18 protein-coding genes and 2 tRNA genes are annotated in these 26,892 nt (G+C 67.3%); 13 read left to right on the top strand and 7 right to left on the bottom strand.

Annotated elements, in window-relative coordinates; translation table 11 throughout:
• The first annotated feature begins 126 nt into the window (after window positions 1-126).
• Window positions 127-11,655, top strand: a complete 11,529-nt coding sequence (locus tag KUG39_RS00310; RefSeq protein ID WP_216918174.1) for a beta strand repeat-containing protein — start codon at window positions 127-129, stop codon at window positions 11,653-11,655.
• Window positions 11,656-11,794: 139 nt separating this feature from the next.
• Window positions 11,795-12,352 carry a hypothetical protein gene (locus KUG39_RS00305; protein WP_094583978.1) on the top strand — a complete coding sequence of 186 codons (558 nt, stop codon included), beginning with the start codon at window positions 11,795-11,797 and terminating at the stop codon, window positions 12,350-12,352.
• A 768-nt stretch (window positions 12,353-13,120) separates the two neighbouring features.
• Here KUG39_RS00305 and KUG39_RS00300 read toward each other — a convergent pair.
• A complete protein-coding gene (locus KUG39_RS00300; RefSeq protein WP_216911965.1) occupies window positions 13,121-13,612 on the bottom strand; it encodes a YajQ family cyclic di-GMP-binding protein in 492 nt (163 codons plus the stop codon).
• 60 nt (window positions 13,613-13,672) lie between these two features.
• Between KUG39_RS00300 and KUG39_RS00295 the strand changes: the two genes are divergently transcribed.
• Window positions 13,673-14,161, top strand: coding sequence for an MAPEG family protein (locus KUG39_RS00295; RefSeq protein ID WP_286191168.1), 489 nt, complete (start codon window positions 13,673-13,675; stop codon window positions 14,159-14,161).
• A gap of 22 nt (window positions 14,162-14,183) precedes the next feature.
• On the opposite strand, the gene KUG39_RS00290 is transcribed toward KUG39_RS00295, so the two are convergent.
• Window positions 14,184-15,098: an SPFH domain-containing protein gene (locus tag KUG39_RS00290; RefSeq protein ID WP_216911963.1), complete on the bottom strand. Its 915-nt coding sequence runs from the start codon at window positions 15,096-15,098 to the stop codon at window positions 14,184-14,186.
• Between the two features lie 100 nt (window positions 15,099-15,198).
• On the opposite strand from KUG39_RS00290, the gene KUG39_RS00285 reads away from it, so the two are divergent.
• On the top strand, window positions 15,199-15,648 hold the full coding sequence (locus KUG39_RS00285) for an NfeD family protein (RefSeq protein WP_216911961.1): 450 nt from the start codon (window positions 15,199-15,201) through the stop codon (window positions 15,646-15,648).
• Between the two features lie 25 nt (window positions 15,649-15,673).
• On the opposite strand, the gene KUG39_RS00280 is transcribed toward KUG39_RS00285, so the two are convergent.
• Window positions 15,674-16,186: a DNA recombination-mediator protein A gene (locus KUG39_RS00280; protein WP_094583973.1), complete on the bottom strand. Its 513-nt coding sequence runs from the start codon at window positions 16,184-16,186 to the stop codon at window positions 15,674-15,676.
• Between the two features lie 39 nt (window positions 16,187-16,225).
• The gene (locus KUG39_RS00275; protein ID WP_216911959.1) at window positions 16,226-17,332 is read right to left on the bottom strand and encodes a phosphotransacetylase family protein; all 1,107 of its coding nucleotides are present in this window, start codon (window positions 17,330-17,332) and stop codon (window positions 16,226-16,228) included.
• A gap of 63 nt (window positions 17,333-17,395) precedes the next feature.
• Here KUG39_RS00275 and KUG39_RS00270 point away from each other — a divergent pair, with 63 nt between their 5' ends.
• Window positions 17,396-18,127 (top strand): NAD-dependent epimerase/dehydratase family protein, encoded by a 732-nt coding sequence (locus tag KUG39_RS00270; RefSeq protein ID WP_216911957.1) that lies wholly within the window; start codon window positions 17,396-17,398, stop codon window positions 18,125-18,127.
• 27 nt (window positions 18,128-18,154) lie between these two features.
• Here KUG39_RS00270 and map read toward each other — a convergent pair whose 3' ends face one another.
• Window positions 18,155-19,015: a type I methionyl aminopeptidase gene (gene map, locus KUG39_RS00265; protein ID WP_094583970.1), complete on the bottom strand. Its 861-nt coding sequence runs from the start codon at window positions 19,013-19,015 to the stop codon at window positions 18,155-18,157.
• A 143-nt stretch (window positions 19,016-19,158) separates the two neighbouring features.
• Between map and KUG39_RS00260 the strand changes: the two genes are divergently transcribed.
• From KUG39_RS00260 to gltX, 6 genes are all read left to right on the top strand, one after another.
• Window positions 19,159-19,440: a peptidase gene (locus tag KUG39_RS00260; protein WP_190612165.1), complete on the top strand. Its 282-nt coding sequence runs from the start codon at window positions 19,159-19,161 to the stop codon at window positions 19,438-19,440.
• A gap of 42 nt (window positions 19,441-19,482) precedes the next feature.
• Window positions 19,483-19,959, top strand: coding sequence for a 50S ribosomal protein L19 (rplS, locus tag KUG39_RS00255; protein WP_286191169.1), 477 nt, complete (start codon window positions 19,483-19,485; stop codon window positions 19,957-19,959).
• A gap of 66 nt (window positions 19,960-20,025) precedes the next feature.
• Window positions 20,026-20,098, top strand: a tRNA-Trp gene (locus KUG39_RS00250).
• A gap of 36 nt (window positions 20,099-20,134) precedes the next feature.
• Complete coding sequence (locus KUG39_RS00245; RefSeq protein WP_006043540.1) at window positions 20,135-20,323, top strand: SH3 domain-containing protein; 189 nt, start codon at window positions 20,135-20,137, stop codon at window positions 20,321-20,323.
• Window positions 20,324-20,562: 239 nt separating this feature from the next.
• Window positions 20,563-20,636, top strand: a tRNA-Asp gene (locus KUG39_RS00240).
• Window positions 20,637-20,660: 24 nt separating this feature from the next.
• Window positions 20,661-22,103, top strand: coding sequence for a glutamate--tRNA ligase (gene gltX, locus KUG39_RS00235; RefSeq protein ID WP_216911955.1), 1,443 nt, complete (start codon window positions 20,661-20,663; stop codon window positions 22,101-22,103).
• A gap of 3 nt (window positions 22,104-22,106) precedes the next feature.
• Here the strand turns inward: gltX and KUG39_RS00230 are convergent, their stop codons facing one another.
• The gene (locus KUG39_RS00230; RefSeq protein ID WP_190612129.1) at window positions 22,107-22,349 is read right to left on the bottom strand and encodes a hypothetical protein; all 243 of its coding nucleotides are present in this window, start codon (window positions 22,347-22,349) and stop codon (window positions 22,107-22,109) included.
• Window positions 22,307-22,906: a DUF1643 domain-containing protein gene (locus tag KUG39_RS00225; RefSeq protein WP_216911953.1), complete on the bottom strand. Its 600-nt coding sequence runs from the start codon at window positions 22,904-22,906 to the stop codon at window positions 22,307-22,309. Before KUG39_RS00225 ends, KUG39_RS00230 begins: the two co-directional genes overlap by 43 nt.
• A 62-nt stretch (window positions 22,907-22,968) precedes the next feature.
• Between KUG39_RS00225 and polA the strand changes: the two genes are divergently transcribed.
• A complete protein-coding gene (gene polA, locus KUG39_RS00220; RefSeq protein ID WP_216911952.1) occupies window positions 22,969-25,926 on the top strand; it encodes a DNA polymerase I in 2,958 nt (985 codons plus the stop codon).
• A gap of 43 nt (window positions 25,927-25,969) precedes the next feature.
• Window positions 25,970-26,869: a dTDP-4-dehydrorhamnose reductase gene (gene rfbD, locus KUG39_RS00215; RefSeq protein ID WP_286192801.1), complete on the top strand. Its 900-nt coding sequence runs from the start codon at window positions 25,970-25,972 to the stop codon at window positions 26,867-26,869.
• Window positions 26,870-26,892 lie beyond the last annotated feature (23 nt).

Here is a 26,892-nt window from a genome sequence, read left to right as displayed (position 1 = left end):
TAGACCGGAAGACAGACGATACAGACTATAAATAATAAGAGATGTTACAGAGAAGGAGGTGGGGAATGTCGGATGAAGATTCGGGTTAGGTTTTGGTGAATTTTCTTTGATGGTGGATGAAGGCCCATGGCTAGTTCGTCCTACGCGATCAATTTCAACGGCCTTCTGACGGAGCAGGGAGAACAGCAGGTCTTCACCTTTGATGGTGTCATCGGCGACAGAATCGTCTTCGACGGCATCGATGCCGATCCAGTCTTCGAGAACATCTCCTACAGCCTGATCGACCCTTCCGGGGCCACGATCTTCACCAACTTCGGCCACACCGCCGACACGGCCCCGGCCACCCTCACCCTCAGCGGGACCTACCAGATCGTCATCCGAGGCGACGCCAGCACCACCGGCGACTACAACTTCAGCCTGCTCAAGCTCAATCAGGCCCCCATCCTCCCCCTGGGCGCCACGGTCACCGATGCCCTTACCCCGGGGATCAGGAGCAATGTCTATCGTCTGAATGGCACCAAGGGCCAGCGTCTCCAGTTCGACAGCCTGCTCGCGCCCCCCACCAGCACCACCTGGGTTCTCTACGGCCCCGGCAATCAGGCGCTCAACTCCTCCGGCACCTCCAGCGGCACGGATTTCAGCGTCACGCTGCCCGCCGATGGCGAGTACTACCTGGTCTTCGATGGCACCAATGCCACCGCCAGCGTCAGCTACAGCTTCCAGGTCAACGACATCAGTGATCCACCGCCCGCTTCCCCCACCGCCTTCCCATTCAGCCAATCGGGTTCGGTGAGCGGATCTCCGGTTGATTTCACCTTCACGGCGGCCGCCGGAACCCTGCTCTATATCGACAGCCTCGACCCAGACTTTGACAGCGTCTCCCTCCAGATCCTCGATCAGGGCAACGGCAACGCCTCCATCTACAGCGCCAACGCTACCTCTGATTCCTCAGCCGGTCTCATTCTGCCGCGTTCGGGAAGCTACACCGTCCGCGTCAATGGGTCGGGCGATTACAACTTCCGGATCCTTGATCTGAGCGCCAACGCCACGGCGCTGACCCTGGGCAGCACCGTCACCGAGACCGTGACCCCCACCGCAGGAGCACGGATCTTCAGCTTCAGCGGCGCCGTGGGGCAGCAGCTGTTCTACGACGCCCTCGATTCGGATTTCGACAGCGTTCAGACGTTTCTGATCGGCCCCAGCGGCACCAGTCTCACCAACCTCTTTTTCGTCAACGCCTCCAGCGACAGCGACGTCTTCACCCTCAGCGAATCCGGCACTTACTATCTCGTCCAGCACTCCACCGCGCAGACGGCGACGGATTTCAGTTTCCGGTTGCTGCAGCCACCGGCCACGGATCTGGCCTTCGATACGGTCACCAGCAGCACCTTGGTCCCCCTCGGAACCGAGCTGTACCGCTTCACCGGCACGGCAGGCCAGCGCCTCGTCTTCGACAGCCAGTCACCATCGGCGTCCAGTGCCAGCGTCCTGCTGCGTGGTCCCAACGGTGAGGCGATCACCAGCGGCAACCTCGCGTCAGACTTCGAGATCACGCTGACGCGCACGGGCAGCCACATTCTCTATATCGACAGCACCAGCACGAGCAGCCTTCCCTACAGCTTCCAGCTCGTCACCCCCACCACCACCAGCACACCGCTGACCCTGGGCAGTGCCGTCAGCGGCTCGATCACCGAACTGGGCGAGCAGGACATCTACACCTTCACCGGCACCGCCGGCCAGCGCCTGCTTCTCGACGCCACCGTCAACAACAGCAGGGCCTTCTTTGCCACCCTGCGCAGCCCCAGCGGCGCCCTGGTGATCAATTCTGCCGATACCGATTTCGACAGCAGCCTGGTCACCCTCACCGAAACCGGCACCTATCAGCTGTCCATCGAAGGCCAGGTCGGCAGTGCCACCAGCACGGGCAACTACAACTTCCAGTTGATCGATGCCTCGGCCGCAGCGATCCTCCCGCTGGATACCGTCACCCCAGGCACTCTCACCCCTGGGGCTGAGAGTGAGTTCTACCGCTTCACAGCAGCGGCAGGCCAGCGTTTCGCTTTTGACAGCATCAGCGGAACCGGTCCGACCGTTCGAGTCTTCGATGCCGGCAACACCCAGATCGGCAACGGCTCCCTCGGCTTCGACTTTGAGTTCACGACGCCGGAAGCCGGCTCCTATCTGCTCCAGATCGACGGCAACGGCTTTGCCACCAGTCCCGTCAGTTACAGCTTCAGCCTGGTCACCCCCACCACCACCAGCACGGTGCTGACCCTGGGCAGTGTCGTCAACGGCTCAATCGGTGAACTGGGCGAGCAGGACATCTACACGTTCGCCGGCACCGCGGGCCAACGCCTGCTGTTCGACGCCACCGTCAACAACGCCAGGGTCCTCTTCGCCACCCTGCGCAGCCCCAGCGGCGCCCTGGTGATCAATTCTGCCGATACCGATTTCGACAGCAGCCTGGTCACCCTCACGGAGACCGGCACCTATCAGCTGCTCGTCGAGGGCCTGGTCGGCAATCCCAACAGCACGGGCAGTTACGACTTCCAGCTGATCGATGCCGCTGCCGCACCCATCCTCACGCTCGATAGCGTCACCACAGGAACGCTGACCCCTGGGGCGAAGAGTGAGTTCTACCGCTTCACCGCCGCGGCGGGCCAGCGCTTCGCCTTTGATGCCATCACCGGCAGCGGCCCGAACTTCCGGGTCTTCGATGCCGGCAACACACAGATCTTCTCTGGCTCCATCAACTTCGACTATGAGTTCACCACGCCGGAGGCCGGCACCTACCTGCTCCAGATCGAGGGCAACAGCAACACCGCCACTCCCGTCAGTTACAGCTTCCAGCTCGTCACCCCCACCACCACCAGCACGCCTCTGACCCTGGGCAGTGTCGTCAGCGGCTCGATCACCGAACTGGGCGAGCAGGACATCTACACCTTCAGCGGCACAGCCGGCCAGCGACTCTTCTTCGACGCCACGGTCAACAACACCAGAAGCATCCTGGCCACGCTGCGTAGTCCCAGCGGGACCTCCCTCAGTTTCCTGGACGCCGATTCCGACGGCAGTCTGATCACCCTCACCGAACCTGGCAGCTATCAGCTGATCGTCGAAGGCCAGGTCGGCAATCCCAACAGCACGGGCGACTACGACTTCAAGCTCATCGATGCCAGCAATGCCCCCCTGATCACCCTGGGCACGGCCATCACCGGCACCCTCAGCCCAGGGAGAGAATCGGATTTCTATCGCATCTCCGGCACCGCGGGCCAGCGGCTCACTTTCGACAGCCTGGCCGCCGCGACGGGGGCCAACTGGCGTCTGTTCGACCCCAACAACGTGACGGTGGCGGGATCCAGCGTTGGTGCCGGCACGGATTTCACGGCCTTTCTGGATGCCACCGGCACCTACCTGCTGCAGATCGACGGCAGCAGTGCCAGCGATGTCAGCTACAACTTCAATGTAACGGGCACCATCGACCCGCCGCCCGCCGCACCCACCGCCTTCCCCTTCAGCCAATCGGGGACGGTATCCGGATCTCCGGTCGATTTCACGATCACCGCAGCCGCCGGGAAACTGCTCTATGTCGACAGCCTGGACCCGGATTTTGACAGTGTTTCCCTGCAGATTCTCGATCAGGGCAATGCCAACACCGCCATCTACTCCGCCAATGCCGGAAGTGATTCAAGTGGGGGTTTCGCTCTGCCGCGTTCGGGAAGCTACACCGTCAGGATCAACGGAACCGGTGACTACAACTTCCGGATCCTCGATCTGAGCGCCAATGCCACGCCGCTCACCCTCGGCGCCGCCTCCAGCGGTCCCCTGGCGGCCGCTGCCACACAGATCTTCAGCTTCAGCGGTAGCGCAGGCCAGCGGCTCTACTTTGACGCGCTCGAAGAAGATAACGACTCCCTCAACCTGGTGCTGCTGCGCCCCGATGGAAGCTCGGTGCTCAGCAGCAGTGGGGAAGCGGACAGCTTTCCGACCTTCAGCCTCACGGAACCGGGCGCCTACCACCTTCTGCTGATCAACAATGCAACGACGGCGGCCGACTTCAACTTCGCTCTGAGGGATGTGGCCGCCGCCACGGCTCTGCCCTTCGACACCGTCACCAACGGCAGCCTTTCCCCCGGCCAGGAAACCGACCTCTTCCGCTTCACCGGCACGGCTGGCCAGCGACTCGTGTTCGACAGCCAGACCGCCGGTTTCCCCAGCGCCACCTGGCGGATCATCGGACCGGCCAACCAGTCCGTGGCTAACCAGAACATCAGCACCGACCTGGAGCTGAACCTCACCGCCGATGGCACCTACGTCCTGGCGATCGATGGCTCCAGCACCACCACGGTCAACTACGGCTTCAGCCTGATCACCCCCTCCACCACCACAACCGCCCTCAGCCTCAACAGCCCCGTCTCCAGCTCACTGAGCGAGATGGGAGAGCGGGACATCTACACCTTCACCGGAACGGCGGGCCAGCGGCTCTACTACGACGCCCTCACCAGTGACTTCACCAGGAGCTTCCCCGTTCGCCTGATCGACCCAACCGGCGACATCGGTCTGCTGAACCAGCAGCACTACTTCGACAGCAACACCCCCTTCACCCTCACCGAAACCGGCACCTACCAGCTGCAGCTCGAGAGCACCTCCTCCTTCTCCCTCGACACCGGCGCCTACAGCTTCCAGCTGCTTGATCTGGCCGCCGCCACAGTGCTGCCCTTCGACACCGTCACCAACGGCACCCTTTCCCCCGGCCAGGACACCGATCTCTACCGCTTCAACGGCACGGCCGGCCAGCGACTCGTCTTCGACAGCCAGACCCCCGGATTCCCCTCCGTCAGTTGGCGACTCTTCGGACCGGGCAACCAATCCCTGGCCAACCAGAACATCACCAGCGACCTGGATCTCACCCTGAGCGCCGATGGCACCTACGTCCTGGCGATCGATGGAGCCAGCGCCACCAACGTCAACTACAGCTTCAGTCTGGTCACCCCCACCACCTCCACCACCGCCCTCAGCCTCAACAGCCCCGTCTCCAGCTCGCTCGCCGAAATCGGCGAACGGGACATCTACACCTTCACCGGATCGGTGGGCCAGCGGCTCTACTACGACGCCCTCACCAACGACACCAGCAAGAGCTTCCCCGTTCGCCTGATCGATCCCACCGGCGACATCGTCTTTCTCAACCAGCAGCACTACGCCGACAGCAACACGCCCTTCACGCTCACCGAGGCCGGCACCTACCAGCTGCTGGTTGAGAGCACAGCGACCTTCTCCCTCGACTCGGGCGCCTACAGCTTCCAGCTGCTCGATGTCGCCGCCGCCACTGCTCTCAATTTCGACACCGTCACCAACGGCACCCTTTCCCCCGGCCAGGACACCGATCTCTACCGCTTCACCGGCACGGCCGGCCAGCGGCTCGTCTTCGACAGCTTGACCCCCGGATTTCCCTCCGCCGCCTGGCGTCTCTTCGGACCGACCAACCAATCCCTGGTCAACCAGAACATCACCACCGATCTGGAGCTGAACCTCACCGCCGATGGCACCTACATCCTGGCCATTGATGGGGCCAGCGCCACCAGCGTCAACTACAGCTTCAACCTGATCACCCCGACGTCCGCCCGAACCGGTGCGCCCAACATCATCGTCGCCGACCGCACAGGGAACACCAACACGCCGATTCCGCTCAACATCGCCGCCAGCTTCGCGGCCAGCGATGGCAATGATCAGCGCAGCATCCTGATCTCCGGCGTGCCCAGCGGAGCTCTCCTCTCAGCGGGGACCAACAACAACAACGGCACCTGGACCCTGACGCCCGCCCAGCTCGCAGGGCTGACCATCACGGTGGCCAATGCCGCCAACTTCGCGCTCACCGTGACGGCCACCAGCGCCGAAACGACCGGTGACACGGCCACCACCACGGCCACGTTCTCCGTCATCGTCAACGTCGCCACCGGCATCACCGTCACCCCAACCTCGGGCCTGGTCACGACAGAAGCCGGCGGCAGCGCCACCTTCACCGTGGTGCTCGACAGTCAACCCACGGCGAACGTCACCGTCGGCATCGCCAGTTCCGACGCCACCGAAGGCAGCACCAACGTTTCCTCGCTCACCTTCACGCCGGCTAACTGGAACGTCGCCCAGACAGTGATCGTCACGGGCGCGGATGACAACATCATCGATGGCACGGTGGCCTATTCGATCGTCACCGCGGCGGCCACCAGCAGCGACCCCAACTACAACGGCTTCAACGCCGCTAACGTCAGTGTCTCCAACACGGACAACGACACCGCGGGGGTCACGGTTGCGCCCACCGGTGGGTTGTTCACATCGGAGGGCGGCGGCACGGCCGGCTTCAGCGTGCGCCTCACCAGCCAGCCGTCGGCCAACGTCAGCATCAGTATCGCCAGTTCGGACAGCACCGAAGGCTCCACCAACGCTTCTTCCATCACCTTCACCCCGGCCAACTGGAATGTCTTCCAGTTCGTTACAGTCACAGGCGTCGATGATGGCGTTGTGGATGGAAATATCGTCTACACGATTCTCACTGGGGCGACCACCAGCACTGACACCAACTACAGCGGGCTTGCCGTCGCCGATGTCGGTGTCACCAACGTTGACAACGACGCCGCTTCCTTCTCGATCAGCGACGTCTCCATCACCGAGGGCAACAGCGGCACCACCACCGCCGTCTTCACCGTCACCCTCAGCAATGCCGTCGCCGGTGGGGCTTCGGTTTCCTACGCCACCGCCAACGGTACCGCCATCGCCGGTACTGATTACGTCGCCACCTCCGGCACCCTCAACTTCACCGGCACCGCCGGTGAACAGCGCACCGTCTCCGTCACCATCAACGGCGACACCACGATCGAATCCGACGAGTTCTTCGTCCTCAACCTCTCCGCTCCCACCAACGGCGTCACCCTTGCCGACTCCCAGGGCGTCGGCACCATCACCAATGATGATGCGGCTCCCCTCCCCGTCGTCACCCTAGCTGTGTCTCCGGGCAGCGTCACGGAGAACGGCGCCAGCAACCTTGTCTATACCTTCACCCGCACAGGCGCCACCACCAATCCACTCACCGTCAACTACGCCATCAACGGCACCGCCACCAATGGCACTGATTACGGCCTGATCGGCAACAGCGTCACCTTCGTTGCCGGCTCGGCCACCGCCACCGCCACCGTCACCGTTGATCCGACCGGCGACACCGTCCTTGAGCCCAACGAAACCGTTTCCCTCACCCTCACCGCCGATCCCACCTACACCATCGGCACAGCCGGCGCCGTCATCGGCACCATCACCAACGACGACGCCGCTTCCTTCTCCATCAGCGACGTTTCCATCACCGAGGGCAACAGCGGCACCACCACCGCCGTTTTCACCGTCACCCTCAGCAATGCCGTCGCCGGTGGCGCCTCAGTCAACTACGCCACTGCCGATGGCACCGCCACCGCTGGCTCCGACTACCTCGCCGCCTCCGGCACCCTCAACTTCGCAGGCACCACCGGGGAAACCCAGACCATCTCCGTAACCATCAACGGCGACACCGCCTTCGAGCCCAACGAATCCTTCTTCCTCAACCTCTCGGCCCCCACCAACGGCGTCACCATCGCCGACTCCCAGGGACTCGGCACCATCACCAATGACGATGCCGCTCCACTCCCCGTCGTCACCCTCGCCGTCTCACCTGCCAGCGTCACAGAAAACGGAACAACGAACCTCGTCTATACCTTCACCAGAACCGGCGCCACCACCAACCCCCTCACCGTCAACTACGCCATCAACGGCACCGCCACCAATGGCACTGATTACGGCCTGATCCCCACCTCCGTCACCTTCGCTGCCGGCTCGGCCACCGCCACCGTCACCGTTGATCCCACCGCTGACGCGATCCTCGAGCCCGACGAAACCGTCTCCCTCACCCTCACGGCCGATCCCGCCTACGTCGTCGGTACAACCACCACCATCACCGGCACCATCGCCAACGACGCCGCCGCCTCCCTCTCCATCAGCGATGTCAGCCTCACCGAGGGGGATGCCGGCACCAAGATCGCCGTCTTCACCGTCACCCTGAACCAGGCCGTCGCCGGTGGAACTTCCGTTACCTACGCCACCGCCAACGGCACCGCCACCGCAGGCTCCGACTACGTCGCCACCTCCGGCACGCTCAACTTCACCGGCACCAGCGGTGAAACCCAGACCATCTCCGTCACCATCAACGGGGAGAGCAGGGTCGAACTCAACGAAACGTTCTTCCTCAACCTCTCCACCCCCACCAACGGCGTCACCCTCGCCGACGGTCAAGGCCTCGGCACCATCACCAACGACGATACCGCCAGCCTGAGTATCAACAACGTCAGCAGGGTGGAAGGCAACAGCGGCATCACCAGCTTCGTCTTCGATGTCACCCTCAACAACGCCGTTGATGTTCCTCTCAGCGTTGGCTATGCCACCGCCAATGGCACCGCCACCCTTGCCAACAACGACTACCAGGCCGCCAATGGCACCTTGAACTTCGTCGGCACGGCCAGTGAAACCCAGCAGATCACCGTCAATGCCCTGGGCGACACCACGGTCGAGGCCAACGAAACCTTCGTCGTCAACCTCAGCAACCTGCAGGCCTCCGGACGGAACGTCACCCTCGCCAACGCCCAGGCCACAGGCACCATCACCAACGACGACGGTGCCTCCTTCTCCATCAACGACGTCTCCGTCACCGAGGGCAACAGCGGCACCAAGACCGCCGTTTTCTCCGTCACCCTCAACAACGCCGTCAGCGGTGGCTCCTCCGTCAGCTACGCCACTGCCAACGGAACCGCTACCGCCGGCTCCGACTACCTCGCCACTTCCGGCACCCTCACTTTCGCAGGCACCGCCGGCGAAACCCAGACCATCTCCGTCACCATCAACGGCGACACCGCCTTCGAACCCGACGAGACCTTCTTCCTCAACCTCTCGGCCCCCACCAACGGCGTCACCATCGCCGACTCCCAGGGCCTCGGCACCATCACCAATGACGACCCTGCTCCCCTGCCCGTCGTCACCCTCGCCGTCTCCCCCGCCAGCGTCACTGAGAACGGTGCAACGAACCTCATCTATACCTTCACCAGAACAGGCGCCACCACCAATCCACTCACCGTCAACTACGCCATCAACGGCACCGCCTCCAATGGCACCGATTACGGCCTGATCCCCGCCTCCGTCACCTTCGCTGCCGGTTCCGCCACCGCCTCCGTCACCGTTGATCCCACCGCTGACGCGATCCTCGAACCCAACGAAACCGTCTCCCTCACCCTCACGGCCGATCCCGCCTACGTCGTCGGTACCACCACCGCCGTCACCGGCACCATCACCAACGACGACGCCGCTTCCTTCTCCATCAGCGATGTCTCCATCTCCGAGGGCAACAGCGGCACCAAGACCGCCGTGTTCACCGTCTCCCTGAGCCAGGCCGTCGCCGGTGGGGCTTCCGTCTCCTACGCCACCGCCAACGGCACAGCCACCGCCGGCTCCGATTACCTCGCCGCCTCCGGCACCCTCACCTTCACAGGTACCGCCGGCGAAACCCAGACCGTCTCCGTCACCATCAACGGCGACACCGTCTTCGAGCCCGACGAGACCTTCTTCCTCAACCTCTCCGCCCCCACCAACGGCGTCACCATCGGCGACTCCCAGGGCCTCGGCACCATCACCAATGACGATCCCGCTCCCCTCCCCGTCGTCACCCTCGCCGTCTCCCCCGCCAGCGTCACGGAGAACGGAGCAACGAACCTCATCTATACCTTCACCAGAACCGGCGCCACCACCAATTCCCTCACCGTCAACTACGCCATCAACGGCACCGCCTCCAATGGCACCGATTACGCCCTGATCCCCGCCTCCCTCACCTTCGCCGCCGGCTCGGCCACCGCCACCGTCACCGTTGATCCCACCGGTGACAGTGACGTTGAACCGGATGAAACCGTCAGCCTCACCTTGCTGGCCAATGCGGCCTACGCCATCAGCAACACCGGGGCCGTCACGGGCACCATCACCAATGACGACGTCGGCAACAGAGCTCCGGTGTTCGTCGCCGACCCGGCCAAAACCATCCGGCCCGGCCAGACCGCCACCTTCACCGGCGCCAGCCTCGTGGCCAACGACACCGACCCGGATGGCAATCCCCTCTCGGTGAGCCAGTTCTTCACTGCCACCAGCCAGGGCGGTTCCGTTGCCAACACCGGCTTCGACACCTTCACCTACACCCCGGCCGCCGGCTTCACCGGCACGGACATCTTCTCCTACGTGGTCTCCGACGGTGCCGGCGGCTTCACCAATGCCACCCTCGCCATCAGCGTCGTCAATACCGCTCCGGTGTTCGTCGCCGACCCCGCGATCACCATCCGGCCGGGGCAGACCGCCACCATCAACGGTGCGACGCTCCTGGGTAATGACACCGATCCCAATGGCGATCCCCTCTCGATCAGCCAGTTCTTCACTGCCACCAGCCAGGGCGGTTCCGTCGCCAACACCGCCTTCGACACCTTCACCTATACCCCGGCCGCCGGCTTCACGGGCACCGACACCTTCTCCTACGTGATCTCCGATGGCTTCGGCGGCTTCACCAATGCGTCCCTTGCCATCAACGTCGTCAATGGCGCTCCGGTGTTCGTCGCCGACCCCGCGATCACCATCCAGCCCGGGCAGACCGCCACCATCATCGGCGCCAACCTCCTGGCTAACGACACCGATCCCAATGGCGATCCCCTCTCGGTCAGCCAGTTCTTCGCCAACACCAGCCAGGGCGGTTCCGTCACCAACACCGCCTTCGACACCTTCACCTATACCCCGGCCGCCGGCTTCACGGGCACCGACACGTTCTCCTACGTGATCTCCGACGGCTTCGGCGGCTTCACCAATGCGTCCCTTGCCATCAACGTGCTGGCCAAACCGAGGGTCTCCCTGGCGGTATCTCCAGCCAGCGTTGCCGAGAACGGAGCAACGAACCTCATCTATACCTTCTCCCGCACAGGGGCCACCACCAATCCCCTCACCGTCAACTACACCGTCAACGGCACCGCCACCAACGGCAGCGATTACGGCCTGATCGGCAACAGCGTCACCTTCGCCGCTGGGTCGGCCACCGCCACCGTCACCGTCGATCCCACCGGTGACAGCGTCGTTGAGTCCGATGAAACCGTCTCCCTCACCTTGCTGGCGGATGCGGCCTACACGGTCGGCACGGCTGGGGCCGTCACAGGCACCATCACCAATGACGATGCGGGCCAGGTCATCAACGGAACCCGCAACCGGGAGACCCTTACGGGTACCGATGGCGACGACGTGATCACCGGACGCCAGGGGGCCGACACGATCCGCGGCAATGGCGGTGCCGACCGATTCGTCTACACGAGCATCGTCGACGCCGGTGACACGATCATCGACTTCAACAGGGCCCAGGGCGACAAGGTGGATCTCAAAGGGGCGTTGGCCAGCGTGGGGTACACGGGCTCCACCCCCATCACCGATGGCTATCTCAGGTTCGTCGGCAGGGGCAGCGACACCCTGCTGCAGATTGATCCCGATGGATCCGGGCTGGCGGCCGCGAGGAACTTCATTCTGTTCAAGAACGTTGACCTGGCCACCCTCAGCCAACCGGACAATTTCATCGTCTGACCGCCCCCCTGCAGGGCATCGCCCTGACCACGTTCCCCATCGCCGAAGTTCGCGCCCGGCCCGGGAGAACTAAAGACCAGATGAGCGCAACTTGAGCTAAGCTGAAAATGATCTCACCCGATCGCCCGCCTTCCCCACCATGACCAGCTCCATCCCCAGACTCGTCCTGCTGACGACAGGCTTGGCACTCGGTGTGGGGCTGGCCCAGCCTGCCCCGCTCAAGGCAGCGGTGGTGGCCTACACCTTCGACATCCTGATTGATTCGGGGCCGCTGCAGCCCAACAGCTACTCCGGCTCGTTCGCCTACGACACAAACACCTTCAACCTCACGTCATTTTCCTTCAATTTTGAGGGTACGCAGTACGACGAGACGGATGATCCTGATGCCTCTGCCGTCTTCGATAACGGTGTCTTCTTGGGGCTGGAGTATTCCGTAGGTTCGTTTCCTCAATTCTCATTTGTCCCCGGATTCTTTGATTCCAGCGACGCCTCCTTTGCCTATGACCTGGAAGCCTCGGCCGGCCGGGGCGGAGCTGGCTCCCTGACCTTCACCCGCATCGGCCGCCCGGATATCTCCGCCGTTCCCGGACCCCTGCCGCTCCTGGGAGCTGCCGCCTGCTTCGGCTATAGCCGCAAGCTCAGGCAGCGGATGAAGATCTCCATCGCTCCCGGTTCGTCCCACAGCCCGATCGACTGACGGAATCCACGGCAACGGTGTTGATCCCTGGCCCAGAATACTCAGACTGATGCCGAATTGCCTTTCGGCTGCATCAGATCTGCATCAGCAGTGAAGATCCGACAACACTGACTGCCATGCCAGCCATCTTCTACAAAGATGGAAATAGCGGCGGCGCAGTCACAATGAAAAGGCCGGGTTATCGATCCTATTCATCCATTGCTGTTGGGATCTTTACTGCAATCCTGCTGGCTCCGCAGGCGGCGCTGGCCCTGGATGTCAAGTTCGTGCTCGACGGTGTCATGGGCGTCTTCCGTGGCCTGGAGGCAGGGCAGACCACCGAGGTCCCTCCCGCGGAAGCCTGGCTGACCTTCACCCCGTCGAACAGTGCACCAGAGGGTCTCTACGGCAGGGCACCCATCTGCCAGCTGCCGGATTGTGGCTTCATCTCCGTGGATGCCAGCGGCAGGGATCTCACCAGTCCGGCCCGCTTCCATGGTGTCAACGGGGGCTGGCAACTGTTGATCACGCCCTCACCGTCAGAGCCGTCCGCAGGGGCCGGCTGGCCCCTCCAGGGATCACTGATTTACTGCCCCGGCTATGAAAGCAACGGCGATGCCGACGCGTGTCCGGATCCCACCCCCGACACCGAGCCCCGGACCGGACCGTTGACACCGATGCCCCACGGTGATCCCACCGACGATGCCGTGCCCGGACCCCTGCCCATCCTTGGGGTCGCCGCCGCCTACCGCTGCAGCAGGCGCCTGCGCAAGCGGCTCCGCAGCCGCCTCAGCGGTAGTTCTCAAACTGCAGCGGAACCTCCAGGTCCTCCGCCCGCAGCAGGGTGATCACCTGCTGGAGGTCATCCTTGTTCTTGCCGGTGACGCGCAGGCTCTCGCCCTGGATCGCCACGGTCACCTTCTTGACCTCATCGCGCACCTTCTTGCTGAGCTTCTTGGCCAGCTCCTGGCTGAGGCCCTTGCGCAGCTTCACCACCTGCTTCACCCGGTTGCCGCCCACCGGCTCGGGGGTCTGCAGGTCGAAGATCTTCAGCGACAGGTTGCGCTTGGTGGCCTTCTGGCGCAGCACATCGACCACTGCATCAAGGGTCATGTCGCTGGCGGTGGTGATCGTCAGGCTGGCCTCCTCCACCTCGATCTCGGTGTTGCTGTCCTTGAGGTCGTAGCGCTGGCCCACCTCCCGGCGCACCTGATCGACGGCGTTCACCAGCTCCTGGCGGTCGAAGTCGGAGACGACGTCGAAGGAATAGCTGTCGGCCATGGCGCGGGCGAAGGCAAGGCAGCGCCAGCCTAGAAAAGAGACCCCAGCCGCCCCCTACCGATGGCCACCTTCCTGCCCAGCCCCCTCCTGGCGGCCAGCATCGCCCTACCGGTGCTGCCGGCGGCCGCCGGCGGGCCCTTCGCCTGGTCGCTGGTGCTCTCCGGAGCCGTGGTGGTGCTCAGCCTGATCCCCCTGGGGGCCGCCCGTTCCCAGGCCGACTTCACCCCCTCCGACCTGGCCGCCCCCCGGGCGATGTTCGAGCGGCTGCCGGCCTGGGGCAAGCGGGCCAACTGGGCCCATCAGAACAGCTTCGAGGCCTTCACCCTGCACGCCCCCGCCTGCCTGCTGTGCCTGCTGGTGGCCCCTTCGGTGCTGGCGGCCGCCCCGTGGGTGCCCCTGCTGGCCTGGCTGCACCCTGCCCTGCGTCTGGGCTACATCGGGGCCTACGTAGCCAACATTCCCCCCGTGCGCAGCCTCTGCTGGGCGGGGGGCATTCTCTGCACAGCCCTGCTGTATTCCGAAGGCCTGCGGGCGGTGCTGCGCAGCTGAGGGCAAGGACGGCGGACGGGCCTCAGCTGCCGCCCTTCTCCTGCAGCCCCTTGAGGGCCGCCAGCAGCGAGGCCGGGCTCTGGGGATCCACCATCAGCACCGATCCGCCGTGGGAGCGGGCCATCTCCTGGCCCATGGCCATCCAGTCCTTGGCCAGCAACAGCCGCAGACCCTCGGCCGCCGCCGGATGGGCCTCGATCACGGCCGCCAGCTGGGTGGCCGACTCGGCCCGCGCCTTGGCCAGCAGCAGCTGCTGCTTGGCCTGGGCATCGGCATCGAGCAGCACCGCCTCCTGCTTGGCCTTGGCATCCAGCACCAGGGCCTCGGCGCGGCCCCGGGCCGCGTTCACCTGGGACTCCCGCTCCCCCTCGGAGCGCAGGATCGCCGCCCGCTTCTCCCGCTCGGCCGTCATCTGCTGCTCCATCGCCTGCTGCACCCCCTGGGAGGGCTGGATGTCACGCAGCTCCACCCGGGTCACCTTGACGCCCCAGGGATCGGTGGCCTGATCCAGTTCCTTGAGCAGGGTTTCGTTCACCTCCTGCCGGGTGGTGAAGGTCTGGTCGAGGTCGAGCTTGCCCATCTCGGCCCGGATCTGGGTGAGCACCAGGTTGACCATGGCCGCCTGCAGGTTGTCGACGGCGTAGTAGGCGCGGGCGTGCTCCAGCAGTTGCCAGTACACCACCGCATCCACCTCGATCGAGACGTTGTCGCGGGTGATGCACTGCTGGGGGGGGATGTCGAGCACCCGCTCCTTGAGCGATTCGTGGCTCACCACCCGCTCCATGCCGGGGATCACCAGCGAAAGGCCCGGGCGCAGCTCCCGGTCGTACTTGCCCAGGCGCTCCACCAGCATCGAGCGACTGCTGCTGGTGACCTTGATGCCACTGATGCCCAGACCTCCGAGCACCAGGAGCACCGGAATGAGGAGCACTTCCATGCCGGCTTCTTCACTGGCGCCACGCTAGGCAGGATGGGGGCGATGGCCAACGGCCCCGTCGGTTTCGTTGTCCTCGCCTCCGTCCCATCGCCCCCGGCCGATGCCCGCACCCCCGATCCTCTGGCTCGCCCTGGCGGGGGTGCTGCTGCTGCTGGAGCTGGTGGGCGCCGACGGCGACGGCCTGCTGCTGATCGCTGCCGTGGCGGCCCTGCTGCTCACCCTGGTGGCCATCCTGGCGCCGGTGGTGCCGCCCCTGGGCCAGCTGCTCCTTTACGTCGTTCTGGTGGGCACGGGCTACCTCTGGCTGCGGCGCTGGTCGGCCCGCCGCCAGGCCCGCACCATCCCCCCCGGCGCCCGCGCCGAACTGGCGGAGGTGACCACGGCCTTCGATGCCAGCGGCGAGGGCCGGGTGCGCTGGCAGGGCCAGAGCTGGGCCGCCCAGAACCTGGCGCCCGACCAGCTCCTGCCCCCCGGCGCCCAGGTGACGGTGATGGGCCGGGAGGGAACGCGGCTGCAGGTGATGCCCCGCCAGGAGAACCTGCTGGGCTGAAACCCGGCGGGCCCGAACCGGGGGCTCAGTCGAAGAACATCAGGCTGACCACCTTGCCCATGTCCTCGGCGGTGCGGCAGCTGGAGAGCAGCGTCTCGCTGTCGTGGAAGGCGTAGCAGATCAGCTGGTCGCAGCGGTTGATGATCTCCTGGTTGCAGAGGCTGCTGGCCATGGGCAGGGGCAGCTCGTCGTTCTCAGGCTTCTCCACCAGGTGCAGCACCCGCTCCAGCTGGCTGCGGGATTCGCCCGGCTGGCGCTCCAGGCTCTGGGGCAGCAGCACGGTGAGCCGGGCCGGATCCACCTCCAGCACGCTGCGGATCACCGCCGCATTGACCCCCTGGGCCCCGGAGGTGATCAGGTTGTGGCCCTCCTGGGCCAGGGAGCGGGCCACCAGCTCCACCAGATGGATCGACACCACCGGCACATGGCGGCTGCCGAGGAAGGCGATTCTGCGTTTGCCCCGGTCCTGGAGCATGGCCAGCTCCTGGGCGAGCGTATCGATCCGGTCCAGGGCCGGAAGATCTAGGGACCGGGTCACCCGTTATCGACAACCAACGAACTGAAACTAGCAGCGCCCTCAGGCATGGACCGCCAGCCGCAGCCGGCCGAACAGCCGATCGAAGTGGCAGTTCTCTTCCACCAGGCGGATCGCATAGGTGGCCTTCACCGCTTCGTGCAGCCGCACATGGCCGATGGCGGCGTCGATCACCTCGACGGTGGTGAGGGTGTCGTGGTCGACCTTGAGCACCGGCACCTCCAGCTCCTCGGCCCGGCTGATCAGCTGGGGCAGCGGCTCACCGGCGCCGGTGAGGATCAGGCACTGGGTGGAGGCCTCGAGGGCCGCCAGCTGGATGTCGGTGCGGTCGGCGCCGGTGACCACGGCCATGTTGCGGCGGCGCCGGAAGAACTCCATCGCCGAATTGACGTTCATGGCGCCGATCGAGAGGGTCTCCACCAGCAGGTCGAGGCCGTCGTGGCAGCAGAGCACGGTGGCCTCGAGCCGGCGGGCCAGCTCCTCCACCGTGACGCTGCGCAGCAGGGGGCTGCGGGGCATCACGCCCAGCACCGGGATCCCCAGCCGCTCCAGGGCCGGCAGCACCGCCTCTCGCACTTCCGGCACCACCTCGGGCAGCACGGCGTTGAGCACCACACCCGCCAGCAGATCACCGAGCTGGTGCCGGGCCTCCAGCAGGGCGTCAACGCTGCGGCTGTCGCTCCAGGGGTGCACCAGCAGGACCTGGGCCTGCAGGGCCTGGGCCAGCTGCACCAGGCCCAGGCCGTAGAGCTGACCTTCGCTGAGGCTTCCAGCCCCCTCCAGCAGCACCAGCCGCTCGGCGTCGTCGTGGATGCGCCGCTGCAGGAGCGTCAGCCCCTCCCCCGGGGCCAGATCCCCGGCCAGCAGCCTGGCCCTGGCGGCCGCCGGCTCCAGCACGTGCAGCGAAGGGATCAGCTGCTCCGGCTCCAGCCCCAGGGTGGCGCCGATGAAGCGCACATCCGGATCCAGTAACGGGTTGCCCGGCGCCCCATCGGTGGGGGCGTCGAGGGGGTCGTCCATGCAGGTGGCCAGCGGCTTGCCGAAGGCGAGCGGCACGCCCTGGCGGGCGAGCTGGCGACCCAGACCCAGCACCACCGCCGACTTGCCGCTGAAGGGTTCACAGGAGCCGATCAGCAGGGGGATGGACATGGTGTGGCCTCGCCGGGACCCGCAGGTGCCGGGCAATCTAGGCAGCACGACCACCGCAGGCCCATGCCGGACCCCTTGAACGAAGCGCTCACCGTGGCCGTCACCGGTGCCAGCGGCGCCCTCGGCCAGGCCCTGCTGCGCCGCTGGCACCGCCGCGGCGCCCGGCTGATCGCCCTCACCCACAGCCCGGCCCCGCTGCAGCTGGCAGGACCGGAGGGGCAGCCGATCCCCCTGCGCCAGGTGCACTGGCAGGTGGGCCAGGAGGCGGCCCTGGAATCCCTGCTCGAGGAGGTGGACCTGCTGGTGATCAACCACGGCATCAATGTCCATGGCGATGGCAGCGCCGAGGCGACCGGCCGTTCCCTGGAGGTCAACGCCCTGAGCGCCTGGCGGCTGCTGGAGCTGTTTGCCGTCGTGGTGCAGCGACGGCAGCCCGCGGAACGTGACGGGAGCCGGCGGCCGGAGGTGTGGGTGAACACCTCGGAAGCGGAGATTCAGCCGGCCGTGAGCCCCCTCTACGAGATCAGCAAACGGCTGCTGGGCCAGCTGCTCAGCCTGCGGGCCCCGGAGCTGGCGCAGACATTGCGGCTGCGGCGCCTGGTGCTGGGGCCGTTCCGCTCGGCCCTCAACCCCGTCGGCGTCATGGGAGCCGACTGGGTGGCGGGCGAGATCCTCCGCCAGGCCGACTGGAACTGCAGCCTGATCATCGTCACCCCGAACCCGCTGACCTTCGTGCTGATGCCCCTGGCGACCCTGACGCGCTGGGCCTACATGAGCCTGCTGCTGCGGCGCTGAACGGGGCAGCGGCTGGGCAGGCCGGACCTAGAAGTCGCGGTCGGTGAGGATGTCGCAGCCGTCGGAGGTGACCACGATGGTGTGCTCCCACTGGGCCGAGAGGCTGCCGTCCACGGTCACCACGGTCCAGCGGTCCTTGAGGGTGCGGCAGGCCCTGCTGCCGGCGTTGAGGATCGGCTCCACCGCCAGGGTCATGCCGGCCCGCAGCTGCATGTTGGGCAGGTCGCGGGTGCGGTAGTTGAACACCGAGGGCTCCTCGTGCAGGTTGCGGCCCACGCCGTGGCCCGTGTAGTCCTCGACGACCGCGTAGCCGTGGGCCTCGACGTGGTCCTGGACGGCACCGGCCAGCTCCAGCAAGGTGCTGCCGGCCTTCACGGTGGCCAGGCCCTTCATCAGGGATTCCTGGGCCACCCGGCTGAGGCGGCGGGCCTCCTCGGGAACCCCCTCACCGACGCAGAGGGTGACGCAGCTGTCGCCGTGGAAGCCCTCGTAGTAGGCACCGGTGTCGATCTTGACCAGATCGCCGGCCTTGATCACCCGTTTGGCGCTGGGGATCCCGTGCACGACCTCGTCGTTGATGCTGGCGCAGATGCTGGCCGGAAAGCCGTGGTAGCCCTTGAAGCTGGGGGTGGCGCCCATGGCGCGGATGCGGGCCTCGGCGTGGCGGTCGAGATCGCCGGTGGTCATGCCCGGGGCGGCCATGTCGATGATCTCCCGCAGCACCGTGGCCACGATGCGGGAGGCCTGGCGCATGATCGCGATCTCCCGCGCCGACTTCACTTCCACCCCGCGGCGGCCCTTCTGGATGCGGGGACCGGCCTGGGTGAGAGGGGTGCCACCGCCCTTGACGCCGTTGGTGCTGGCCAGCAGATCGGCGAACAGGTTCATGCGATGGGAGTCGGGCCGGACATTCAAGTTATCAATAGCGTCCCTGCCGCCGTCGTTTCCCCGTGTCCAGCCCCACTCCCGCCGCCCCCCCACGGCCCGCCTCACCCTCCTGGGGCGCCCGCCTGCGGCAGGCCCATGCCTGGATGGCGCCGCTGGTGCTGGCACCCCTGCTGCTCTCGGCCGTCACGGGTGTGGGTTACCGCCTGCTGCGGGACTGGGGCGGGCTGAGCCGGGACCAGGTCCATCCGCTGATGGTGCTGCACGAGGGCGAATGGCTCCAGAGCTGGCTGGGCCAGGTGGGGGAGACGCTCTACGTGCTGCTCAACGGCCTGGGGCTGCTGTGGATGCTGGTCACCGGCGGCGCCATGGCCTGGGAGCGGCTGCAGCGGAGCTGGCGGCGGCGCGGGGGGAAGGGGGTCACCTGAGGCGGTAAGGTGTTGGTTTGGCCAGGCGCTCAGAGAAAAGGGATGGCAACCGAGACCGATCCGACCACCACCGATCCATCCACCGAGGTGGACCCGCAGACCGTGGACCAGGAGACCCCTGACGTGGCGGCTCCTGCCACCGTGACCGTCACCACCGGCAAGCTCAGTGCCCGTGCCCTGATCGAGGAGTTCGAGGCGGCCCAGCTGAAGAGCGACCTGCCCGAGATCTACGTGGGCGACACCGTCAAGGTGGGCGTGCGCATCCGGGAGGGCAACAAGGAGCGGGTCCAGCCCTACGAGGGCGTGGTGATCGCCAAGCGCCACGGCGGCCTCAACCAGACCATCACCGTGCGCCGCATCTTCCAGGGCATCGGCGTGGAGCGGGTCTTCATGCTGCACAGCCCCCAGGTCGCTTCCGTGAAGGTGGAGCGGCGCGGTAAGGTGCGTCGGGCGAAGCTCTTCTATCTTCGTGACCGGGTGGGTAAAGCCACGCGCGTCAAACAGCGCTTCGATCGCTGAAGCCTGGTTTCACGGGATTTCATTGCCCGCGTTTCCCTCTCACGCTTTCCAGGGGCCATCGGCCTTGCGCCGTTAGTTCAGTTGGTAGAACGCAGGTCTCCAAAACCTGATGTCGGGGGTTCAAGTCCTCCACGGCGCGTTCGATGGTCCCATTTGCAGTCTCGTGGTTCCGAACATGGAGTTGGATCTACAACCCGGTGATGTGGTCAAGGTGCTGGAATCGGCCGCCCTTGGCTGGGTCCGGGCCCGGGTCATCCGGGTCAAGTCCGGAGGTCGGGTCGTGGTCCAGAGCGACCAGGGGCGGGAGTTCACCGCCCGGGGCAATCAGGTGCGTCTGATTGAACCCGCCGGCTTCCGCCCCTGAGCCCAACGCTCCGGCGTCCCCTTTGGCCAGCGCCAGCCCCGTGCCCCGCACGGGGCTTTTTGTGTGGCCCAGTCACCAGGCCCGCCCCCTGCCCGGCCTTCCCGGGCGCCGTTGACGGACCGCGTTGACGGAGGGACCGGTGACGATGGATACTTCCTTGGTCGGCGTCCGCGCCGTCGTGATCGCCCATCGGTGCCGCATCCTCCCCCCGGGGCGGATCGAGCCTCGAATGACGGTCTGGGACTGTAGTTCAATCGGTTAGAGCACCGCCCTGTCACGGCGGAAGTTGCGGGTTCGAGCCCCGTCAGTCCCGTTCTCACCACCTGGAGCCGATTCCGTGGCCGCAGCGGTTCCCGTACGCGTTCGGCTGGCCCCCAGCCCCACCGGCACCCTCCACATCGGCACCGCCCGCACGGCGGTGTTCAACTGGCTGTTCGCCCGCCACCTGGGGGGCGCCTTCCTGCTCCGCATCGAGGACACCGACCGGGAACGGTCCAAGACCGAGTACACCGAGAACATCCTCGATGGCCTGCGCTGGCTGGGCCTCACCTGGGACGAGGAGCCGGTGGTGCAGAGCGCGCGCATCGAGGCCCACCGGGCCGCGATCGAGCAGCTGCTTGAGGGCGGCCACGCCTACCGCTGCTTCGCCAGTGACGCCGAACTGGCGGCCATGCGGGAGCGCCAGCAGGCCGAGGGCCGGGCCCCCCGCTACGACAACCTGCACCGGGACCTCACCCCGGAGCAGCAGCAGGCCTACATCGACGAGGGGCGCGAAGCGGTGGTCCGCTTCCGCATCGACGACGGCGCCACGATCACCTGGAACGACCTGGTGCGCGGCGAGATGCGCTGGGCCGGCAGCGACCTGGGCGGCGACATGGTGATCGCCCGCCGGGCCCCCGCCGATGCCATCGGCGACCCCCTCTACAACCTGGTGGTGGTGGTGGACGACGCCGCCATGGCCATCAGCCACGTGATCCGCGGCGAGGACCACATCGCCAACACCGGCAAGCAGCTGCTGCTCTATGCCGCCCTGGGACTGACGCCGCCCCAGTTCGCCCACACCCCGTTGATCCTCAACCAGGAGGGCCGCAAGCTCTCCAAGCGCGACGGCGTCACCTCCGTGGGTGATTTCCGCGCCATGGGCTACACCGCCGAAGCCCTGGTCAACTACATGACCCTGCTGGGCTGGTCGCCGCCGGAGGGCATCGGCGAGCGCTTCAGCCTCGAGCAGGCGGCGGCGGTGTTCTCCTTCGAGCGCGTCAACCGGGCCGGGGCGCGCTTCGACTGGGACAAGCTCAACTGGCTCAACGCCCAGGTGCTGCACGGACTGGCGGCCGGCGAGCTGCGCCAGCGGCTGCTGCCCCTCTGGCAGGCCCGGGGCTGGGGTGAGGGGGCCAGCGCTGACGTCGCCTGGCAGGAGGATCTCTGCGCCCTGCTCGGCCCCTCCCTCAGCCTGCTGGCGGACGGGGTCGACCAGGCCGCCCCCTTCTTCGAGACGCCGGTGCCGGACGAGGCAGCCCTGGCCCTGCGGGCCGACGACGCCAGCCGCGCCGCCCTGAGCGCCCTGCTGGAGCAGTTGCCGGAGGGGCCGCTCGAGGCCGAAGCCGCCCAGGCGCTGCTGGGGGCCGCCGCCACCGCGGCGGGCGTCAAGAAAGGGGTGCTGATGAAGGGCCTGCGGGCCGCCCTGCTGGGCAGCCTCAAGGGGCCCGACCTGCTCACCACCTGGCTGCTGCTGCACCGGCTCGGCAGCGACCGGGGGCGGATCGCCAGCGCGCTCTGATCCTCAGTCGTCGAGGGCGCCGTAGATCGGCTCCACCCGGATCGCCTGGACGCTGCCGGCCCGCAGCACCAGGAACTCGCTGGTCAGGTCGCTGATCGGCACGTTCACGAAGGTGTCCAGGGCCGCCGCGTTCAGCACGCCGCCATACCAGTTCTGGAAGTCCTCCAGGGTGTTGAAGTGCACCTCCTGGTGGTGGCCGCCACTCAGGAACAGGTGGATGGCATAGCGGCGGGGGGTGCGGGCCATGGGGCGCGGACGGCGGCGTCGGACTGCCCACAGGATGCCCCAAATGGCCGCAACAGGCTTGTGGCCGGCCGGTAGAGGGGATGGAGCGGGGCGCCGGTGGCGGTGAGGCCGAGACACACCAGCCGGGAGCGGTGGGGTTCCAGCAGCTCCAGCACCCGTTCGTCCTGGCCGGAACGGCGGCCGCCGTTGCCCCAGCCCAGCCAGATCAGCGGCGGCGGCGCGCCGGCCCGGGTGGAACCGCTGCGCCGCTCGCCGGCCCGCACCCTTCGCCGGATCCAGGCGGGGTTGGCGGCGCCCACCGGATCGGCGGCGAGGGCCAGGGCCGCCGGGCGGGGGCTGATGCGGGCGAAGATGTTCAGCACCTCCAGGCCGCCGTAGCCCCAGCCGGCGGCGAAGGCCATCAGCCGCCGCAGGGTGGGGTCGTCGTGGCGATGGTCGGCGCGGGAGGGGTTCAGGCCGATGAACAGCAGCCGGCTGCCCTGGGGCTCCCACACCCGCTCCAGCCACCAGCGGTACTGACGGCAGCGGCTGAAGGCGGCCCGGCCGGTGGCCTTCACGGCGCTTCCGGGCCGCCGGATGGCAGGCTGTGGCGGACGGCGGACGGATCCCGGGAACGGCCATGGAGCGGGACAAGCCCCTGTTGCTGCTGGTGGACGGCCACTCCCTGGCCTTCCGCAGCTTCTACGCCTTCGCCAAGGGCGGCGAGGGGGGACTGGCCACCAAGGACGGGGTGCCCACCAGCGTCACCTACGGCTTCCTCAAGGCCCTGCTCGACAACTGCAAAGGCCTGGGGCCCCAGGGGGTGGTGATCGCCTTCGACACGGCCGAACCCACCTTCCGCCACGAGGCGGACGCCGCCTACAAGGCCCACCGGGAGGAGGCGCCGGAACACTTCTTCGCCGACCTGGCCAACCTGCAGGCCATCCTCAGGGACTGCCTCGACCTGCCCCTGTCGATGGCGCCGGGCTACGAGGCCGACGACGTGCTCGGCACCCTGGCCAACCGGGCGGCGGGCGAGGGCTGGCGGGTGCGGATCCTCTCCGGCGACCGCGACCTGTTCCAGCTGGTGGACGACGAGCGCGACATCAGCGTGCTCTACATGGGCGGCGGCCCCTACGCCAAGAACAGCGGGCCCACGGAGATCCGCCGCGCCCAGGTGATCGAGAAGCTGGGGGTGCCGCCGGAGGGGGTGGTGGACCTCAAGGCCCTCACCGGCGACAGCTCCGACAACATCCCCGGCGTGAAGGGGGTAGGGCCCAAGACCGCCCTCACCCTGCTCAAGGCCCACGGCGACCTGGACGGCATCTACGCCGCCCTCGACGAGCAGAAGGGGGCCCTCAGGACCAAGCTCGAGACCGACCGGGAGAACGCCTTCCGCTCCCGGATGCTGGCGGAGATCCTGGTGCAGATCCCGTTGCCCGAGGAGCCCCGCCTGGCCCTGGGGCGGGTGGACCGCGAGGGGCTGGGGGCCCGGCTGGCCGAGCTGGAGCTGTTCAGCCTGGTGAAGCAGACCGAGGGCTTCGCCCGCCTGTTCTCTTCGGAGCCTCCCGAGCCCGCCGCCACCGCTGCCACGGCCCCGGCCCCGGACCCCGGCACCCTGGCGGACCCAACCGCGGCCGCGCCTGAGGCCCCGGACCCCACCGGCTCCCCGGAGGACGGGGGGGATCCGGCCCTGCCCGCCCTGCGGCCGCAGCTGGTCACCACCCCCGAGGCCCTGGCCGCCCTGGTCGTGCGGCTGATGGCCTGCACCGACCCGGCGGCACCGGTCGCCCTCGACACCGAGACCACCTCCCTCAATCCCTTCAAGGCGGAGCTGGTGGGGATCGGCCTCTGCTGGGGGGAGGGCCTGGCGGACCTGGCCTACGTGCCCATCGGCCACCACAGCCCACCGGCCCCCGACCTGCTCACCGCGGCCCCCCCGGCGCCGGAGCAGCTGCCCCTGGATGCGGTGCTGCTGGCCCTGGGGCCCTGGCTGGCCAGCGCCGGGCACCCCAAGGCGCTCCAGAACGCCAAGTACGACCGCCTGATCCTGCTGCGCCATGGGCTGCCCCTGGCCGGTGTGGTGATGGACACCCTGCTGGCGGACTACCTGCGGGATGCCAACGCCAAGCATGGCCTGGAGGCGATGGCGGCGCGGGAGTTCGGCCTCCAGCCGACGTCCTACGGCGACCTGGTGGCCAAGGGTCAGAGCTTCGCCGACGTGCCGATCGAGGCCGCGGCCCTCTACTGCGCCATGGACGTGCACCTCACCCGGCGCCTGGGCGCCGTGCTGGCGGAGCAGCTGGCGGCGATGGGGCCCCAGCTGCCCCTGCTGCTGCAGCAGGTGGAGCTGCCCCTGGAGCCGGTGCTGGCCCAGATGGAGGCCACCGGCATCCGCATCGACGTGCCCTACCTCAAGGAGCTGGCCGAGGAGCTCAGCACCACCCTGGCCCGGCTGGAGCAGGAGGCCCAGGCGGCGGCGGGGGTGGACTTCAACCTGGCCTCCCCCAAACAGCTCGGGGAGCTGCTGTTCGACACCCTGGGTCTCGACCGCAAGAAATCCCGCCGCACCAAGACCGGCTGGAGCACCGATGCGGCGGTGCTGGAGAAGCTGGAGGACGACCATCCGGTGGTGAAGCTGGTGCTGGAGCACCGCACCCTCAGCAAGCTGCTGAGCACCTACGTGGAGGCGCTGCCGGCCCTGGTGGAACCCGAGACCGGGCGGGTGCACACCGATTTCAACCAGGCGGTCACCGCCACCGGGCGCCTGTCGAGCAGCAACCCCAACCTGCAGAACATCCCCATCCGCACCGAGTTCAGCCGCCGCATCCGCAAGGCCTTCCTGCCCCAGGAGGGCTGGCGGATGATCAGCGCCGACTACTCCCAGATCGAGCTGCGCATCCTCACCCACCTCTCGGGCGAGCCGGTGCTGGTGAAGGCCTACAACGAAGGCGACGACGTCCACGCCCTCACCGCCCGGCTGCTGCTCGAGACCGACACGGTGACGCCGGAGGAGCGGCGGCTGGGCAAGACGATCAACTTCGGGGTGATCTACGGCATGGGGGCCCAGCGGCTGGCCCGTGAAACCGGCATGGGCCAGGCCCGGGCCAAGGAGTTCCTGAGCCTTTACAAGCAGCGCTACCCGAAGGTGTTCCTGTACCTGGAGCTGCAGGAGCGGCTGGCCCTCAGCCGCGGCTACGTGGAGACGATCCTGGGGCGGCGGCGGCCGTTCCAGTTCGATCCCGGCGGCCTGGGCCGGCTTCTGGGCAAAGATCCGCTGGACATTGACCTGGAGGTGGCCCGCCGCGGCGGCATGGAGGCCCAGCAGTTGCGGGCGGCCGCCAATGCCCCGATCCAGGGCTCCAGCGCCGACATCATCAAGCTCGCGATGGTGAGCCTGCAACGGGCGCTCAGCGAGGCCGGCCTGCCGGCCCGGCTGCTGCTGCAGGTGCACGACGAACTGGTGCTGGAGGCGGCCCCGGAGGCGCTCGAGGAGGTGCGGGAGCTCACCCGCCGCACCATGGAGCAGGCGGTGCAGCTGCTGGTGCCACTGGCGGTCGACACCGGCGTCGGCCCCAACTGGATGGAGGCGAAATAGCCACGCGAAGGTAGGCTGCGCGCGAGCTTTGCCTCCGCCATCGATGCCTGAACCGGTGCGGGTGCTGCTGACCGGCCGCCACGGCCAGCTCGGACAGGCCCTGCTGGCCAGCGTCCCCGCCGGTATCGACCTGATCGCGACGGGACGGGATGACCTGGATCTGGCCGATCCGGCCGCCTGCCGCGCCGCGGTGCACAGGCACCGGCCCGACTGGGTGCTCAATGCCGGCGCCTACACCGCCGTCGACCGCGCCGAGAGCGAACCGGAGCTGGCCGAAGCGGTCAACGCCGGCGCCCCCGGGGCCTTCGCCGAGGCCCTGGCCGAGTCCGGCGGCCGGCTGCTGCAGGTGAGCACCGATTTCGTCTTCGACGGCGAGCAGGGCCATCCCTACGCCCCGGAGCAGGCCCTGGCCCCCCTTGGCGTCTACGGCGCCACCAAGGCCGAGGGGGAACGGCGGGCGGCGGCCGCCCTGGGCGCCGATCGCCTCTGCCTGCTGCGCACCAGCTGGGTGTACGGGCCGGTGGGGGCCAACTTCTGCCTCACCATGCTGCGCCTGCACCGGGCGAAAGCCGCCGCCGGCGAGTCCCTGGGGGTGGTGGCCGACCAGGTGGGCTGCCCCACCGCCACCGCCGGCCTGGCCGAGGCCTGCTGGCGGGTGATCGGACGGGGGGTGAGCGGGCGTCACCACTGGAGCGACTGCGGTGCCGCCAGCTGGTACGACTTCGCCGTGGCCATCGGCATGCTGGCGGCGGCCCGGGGGCTGATCGACACCCCGGCCCGGGTGCGGCCGATCACCACCGCCGACTACCCCACCCCGGCCCGTCGCCCCTCCTATTCCCTGCTGGATGGCACCACCACCCGGCACGCCCTGGACCTGGAGGGGCAACACTGGCGGGCCGCCCTCGCTGAGGTGCTGGCGCGGATTCCCCTGCCCCAGGCCTGAACACCCCGACCCCGTCTCGCCCC

It is taken from the genome of Synechococcus sp. CCAP 1479/10, assembly GCF_019038515.1.
GTDB lineage: Bacteria > Cyanobacteriota > Cyanobacteriia > PCC-6307 > Cyanobiaceae > Cyanobium.
The sequence above is the reverse complement of the archived record's forward strand: the minus strand, read 5'-3'. Positions and strand labels throughout refer to the sequence as shown.

Bases quoted from the DNA above. Each gene is read 5' to 3' on its own strand.
- KUG39_RS00310 (WP_216918174.1), top strand. From the start codon at position 127: ATGGCTAGTTCGTCCTACGCGATCAATTTCAACGGCCTTCTGACGGAG.
- KUG39_RS00305 (WP_094583978.1), top strand. From the start codon at position 11,795: ATGACCAGCTCCATCCCCAGACTCGTCCTGCTGACGACAGGCTTGGCA.
- KUG39_RS00300 (WP_216911965.1), bottom strand. From the start codon at position 13,612: ATGGCCGACAGCTATTCCTTCGACGTCGTCTCCGACTTCGACCGCCAG.
- KUG39_RS00295 (WP_286191168.1), top strand. From the start codon at position 13,673: ATGGCCACCTTCCTGCCCAGCCCCCTCCTGGCGGCCAGCATCGCCCTA.
- KUG39_RS00290 (WP_216911963.1), bottom strand. From the start codon at position 15,098: ATGGAAGTGCTCCTCATTCCGGTGCTCCTGGTGCTCGGAGGTCTGGGC.
- KUG39_RS00285 (WP_216911961.1), top strand. From the start codon at position 15,199: ATGCCCGCACCCCCGATCCTCTGGCTCGCCCTGGCGGGGGTGCTGCTG.
- KUG39_RS00275 (WP_216911959.1), bottom strand. From the start codon at position 17,332: ATGTCCATCCCCCTGCTGATCGGCTCCTGTGAACCCTTCAGCGGCAAG.
- KUG39_RS00270 (WP_216911957.1), top strand. From the start codon at position 17,396: ATGCCGGACCCCTTGAACGAAGCGCTCACCGTGGCCGTCACCGGTGCC.
- map (WP_094583970.1), bottom strand. From the start codon at position 19,015: ATGAACCTGTTCGCCGATCTGCTGGCCAGCACCAACGGCGTCAAGGGC.
- KUG39_RS00260 (WP_190612165.1), top strand. From the start codon at position 19,159: ATGGCGCCGCTGGTGCTGGCACCCCTGCTGCTCTCGGCCGTCACGGGT.
- rplS (WP_286191169.1), top strand. From the start codon at position 19,483: ATGGCAACCGAGACCGATCCGACCACCACCGATCCATCCACCGAGGTG.
- KUG39_RS00245 (WP_006043540.1), top strand. From the start codon at position 20,135: ATGGAGTTGGATCTACAACCCGGTGATGTGGTCAAGGTGCTGGAATCG.
- KUG39_RS00230 (WP_190612129.1), bottom strand. From the start codon at position 22,349: ATGGCCCGCACCCCCCGCCGCTATGCCATCCACCTGTTCCTGAGTGGC.
- polA (WP_216911952.1), top strand. From the start codon at position 22,969: ATGGAGCGGGACAAGCCCCTGTTGCTGCTGGTGGACGGCCACTCCCTG.
- rfbD (WP_286192801.1), top strand. From the start codon at position 25,970: ATGCCTGAACCGGTGCGGGTGCTGCTGACCGGCCGCCACGGCCAGCTC.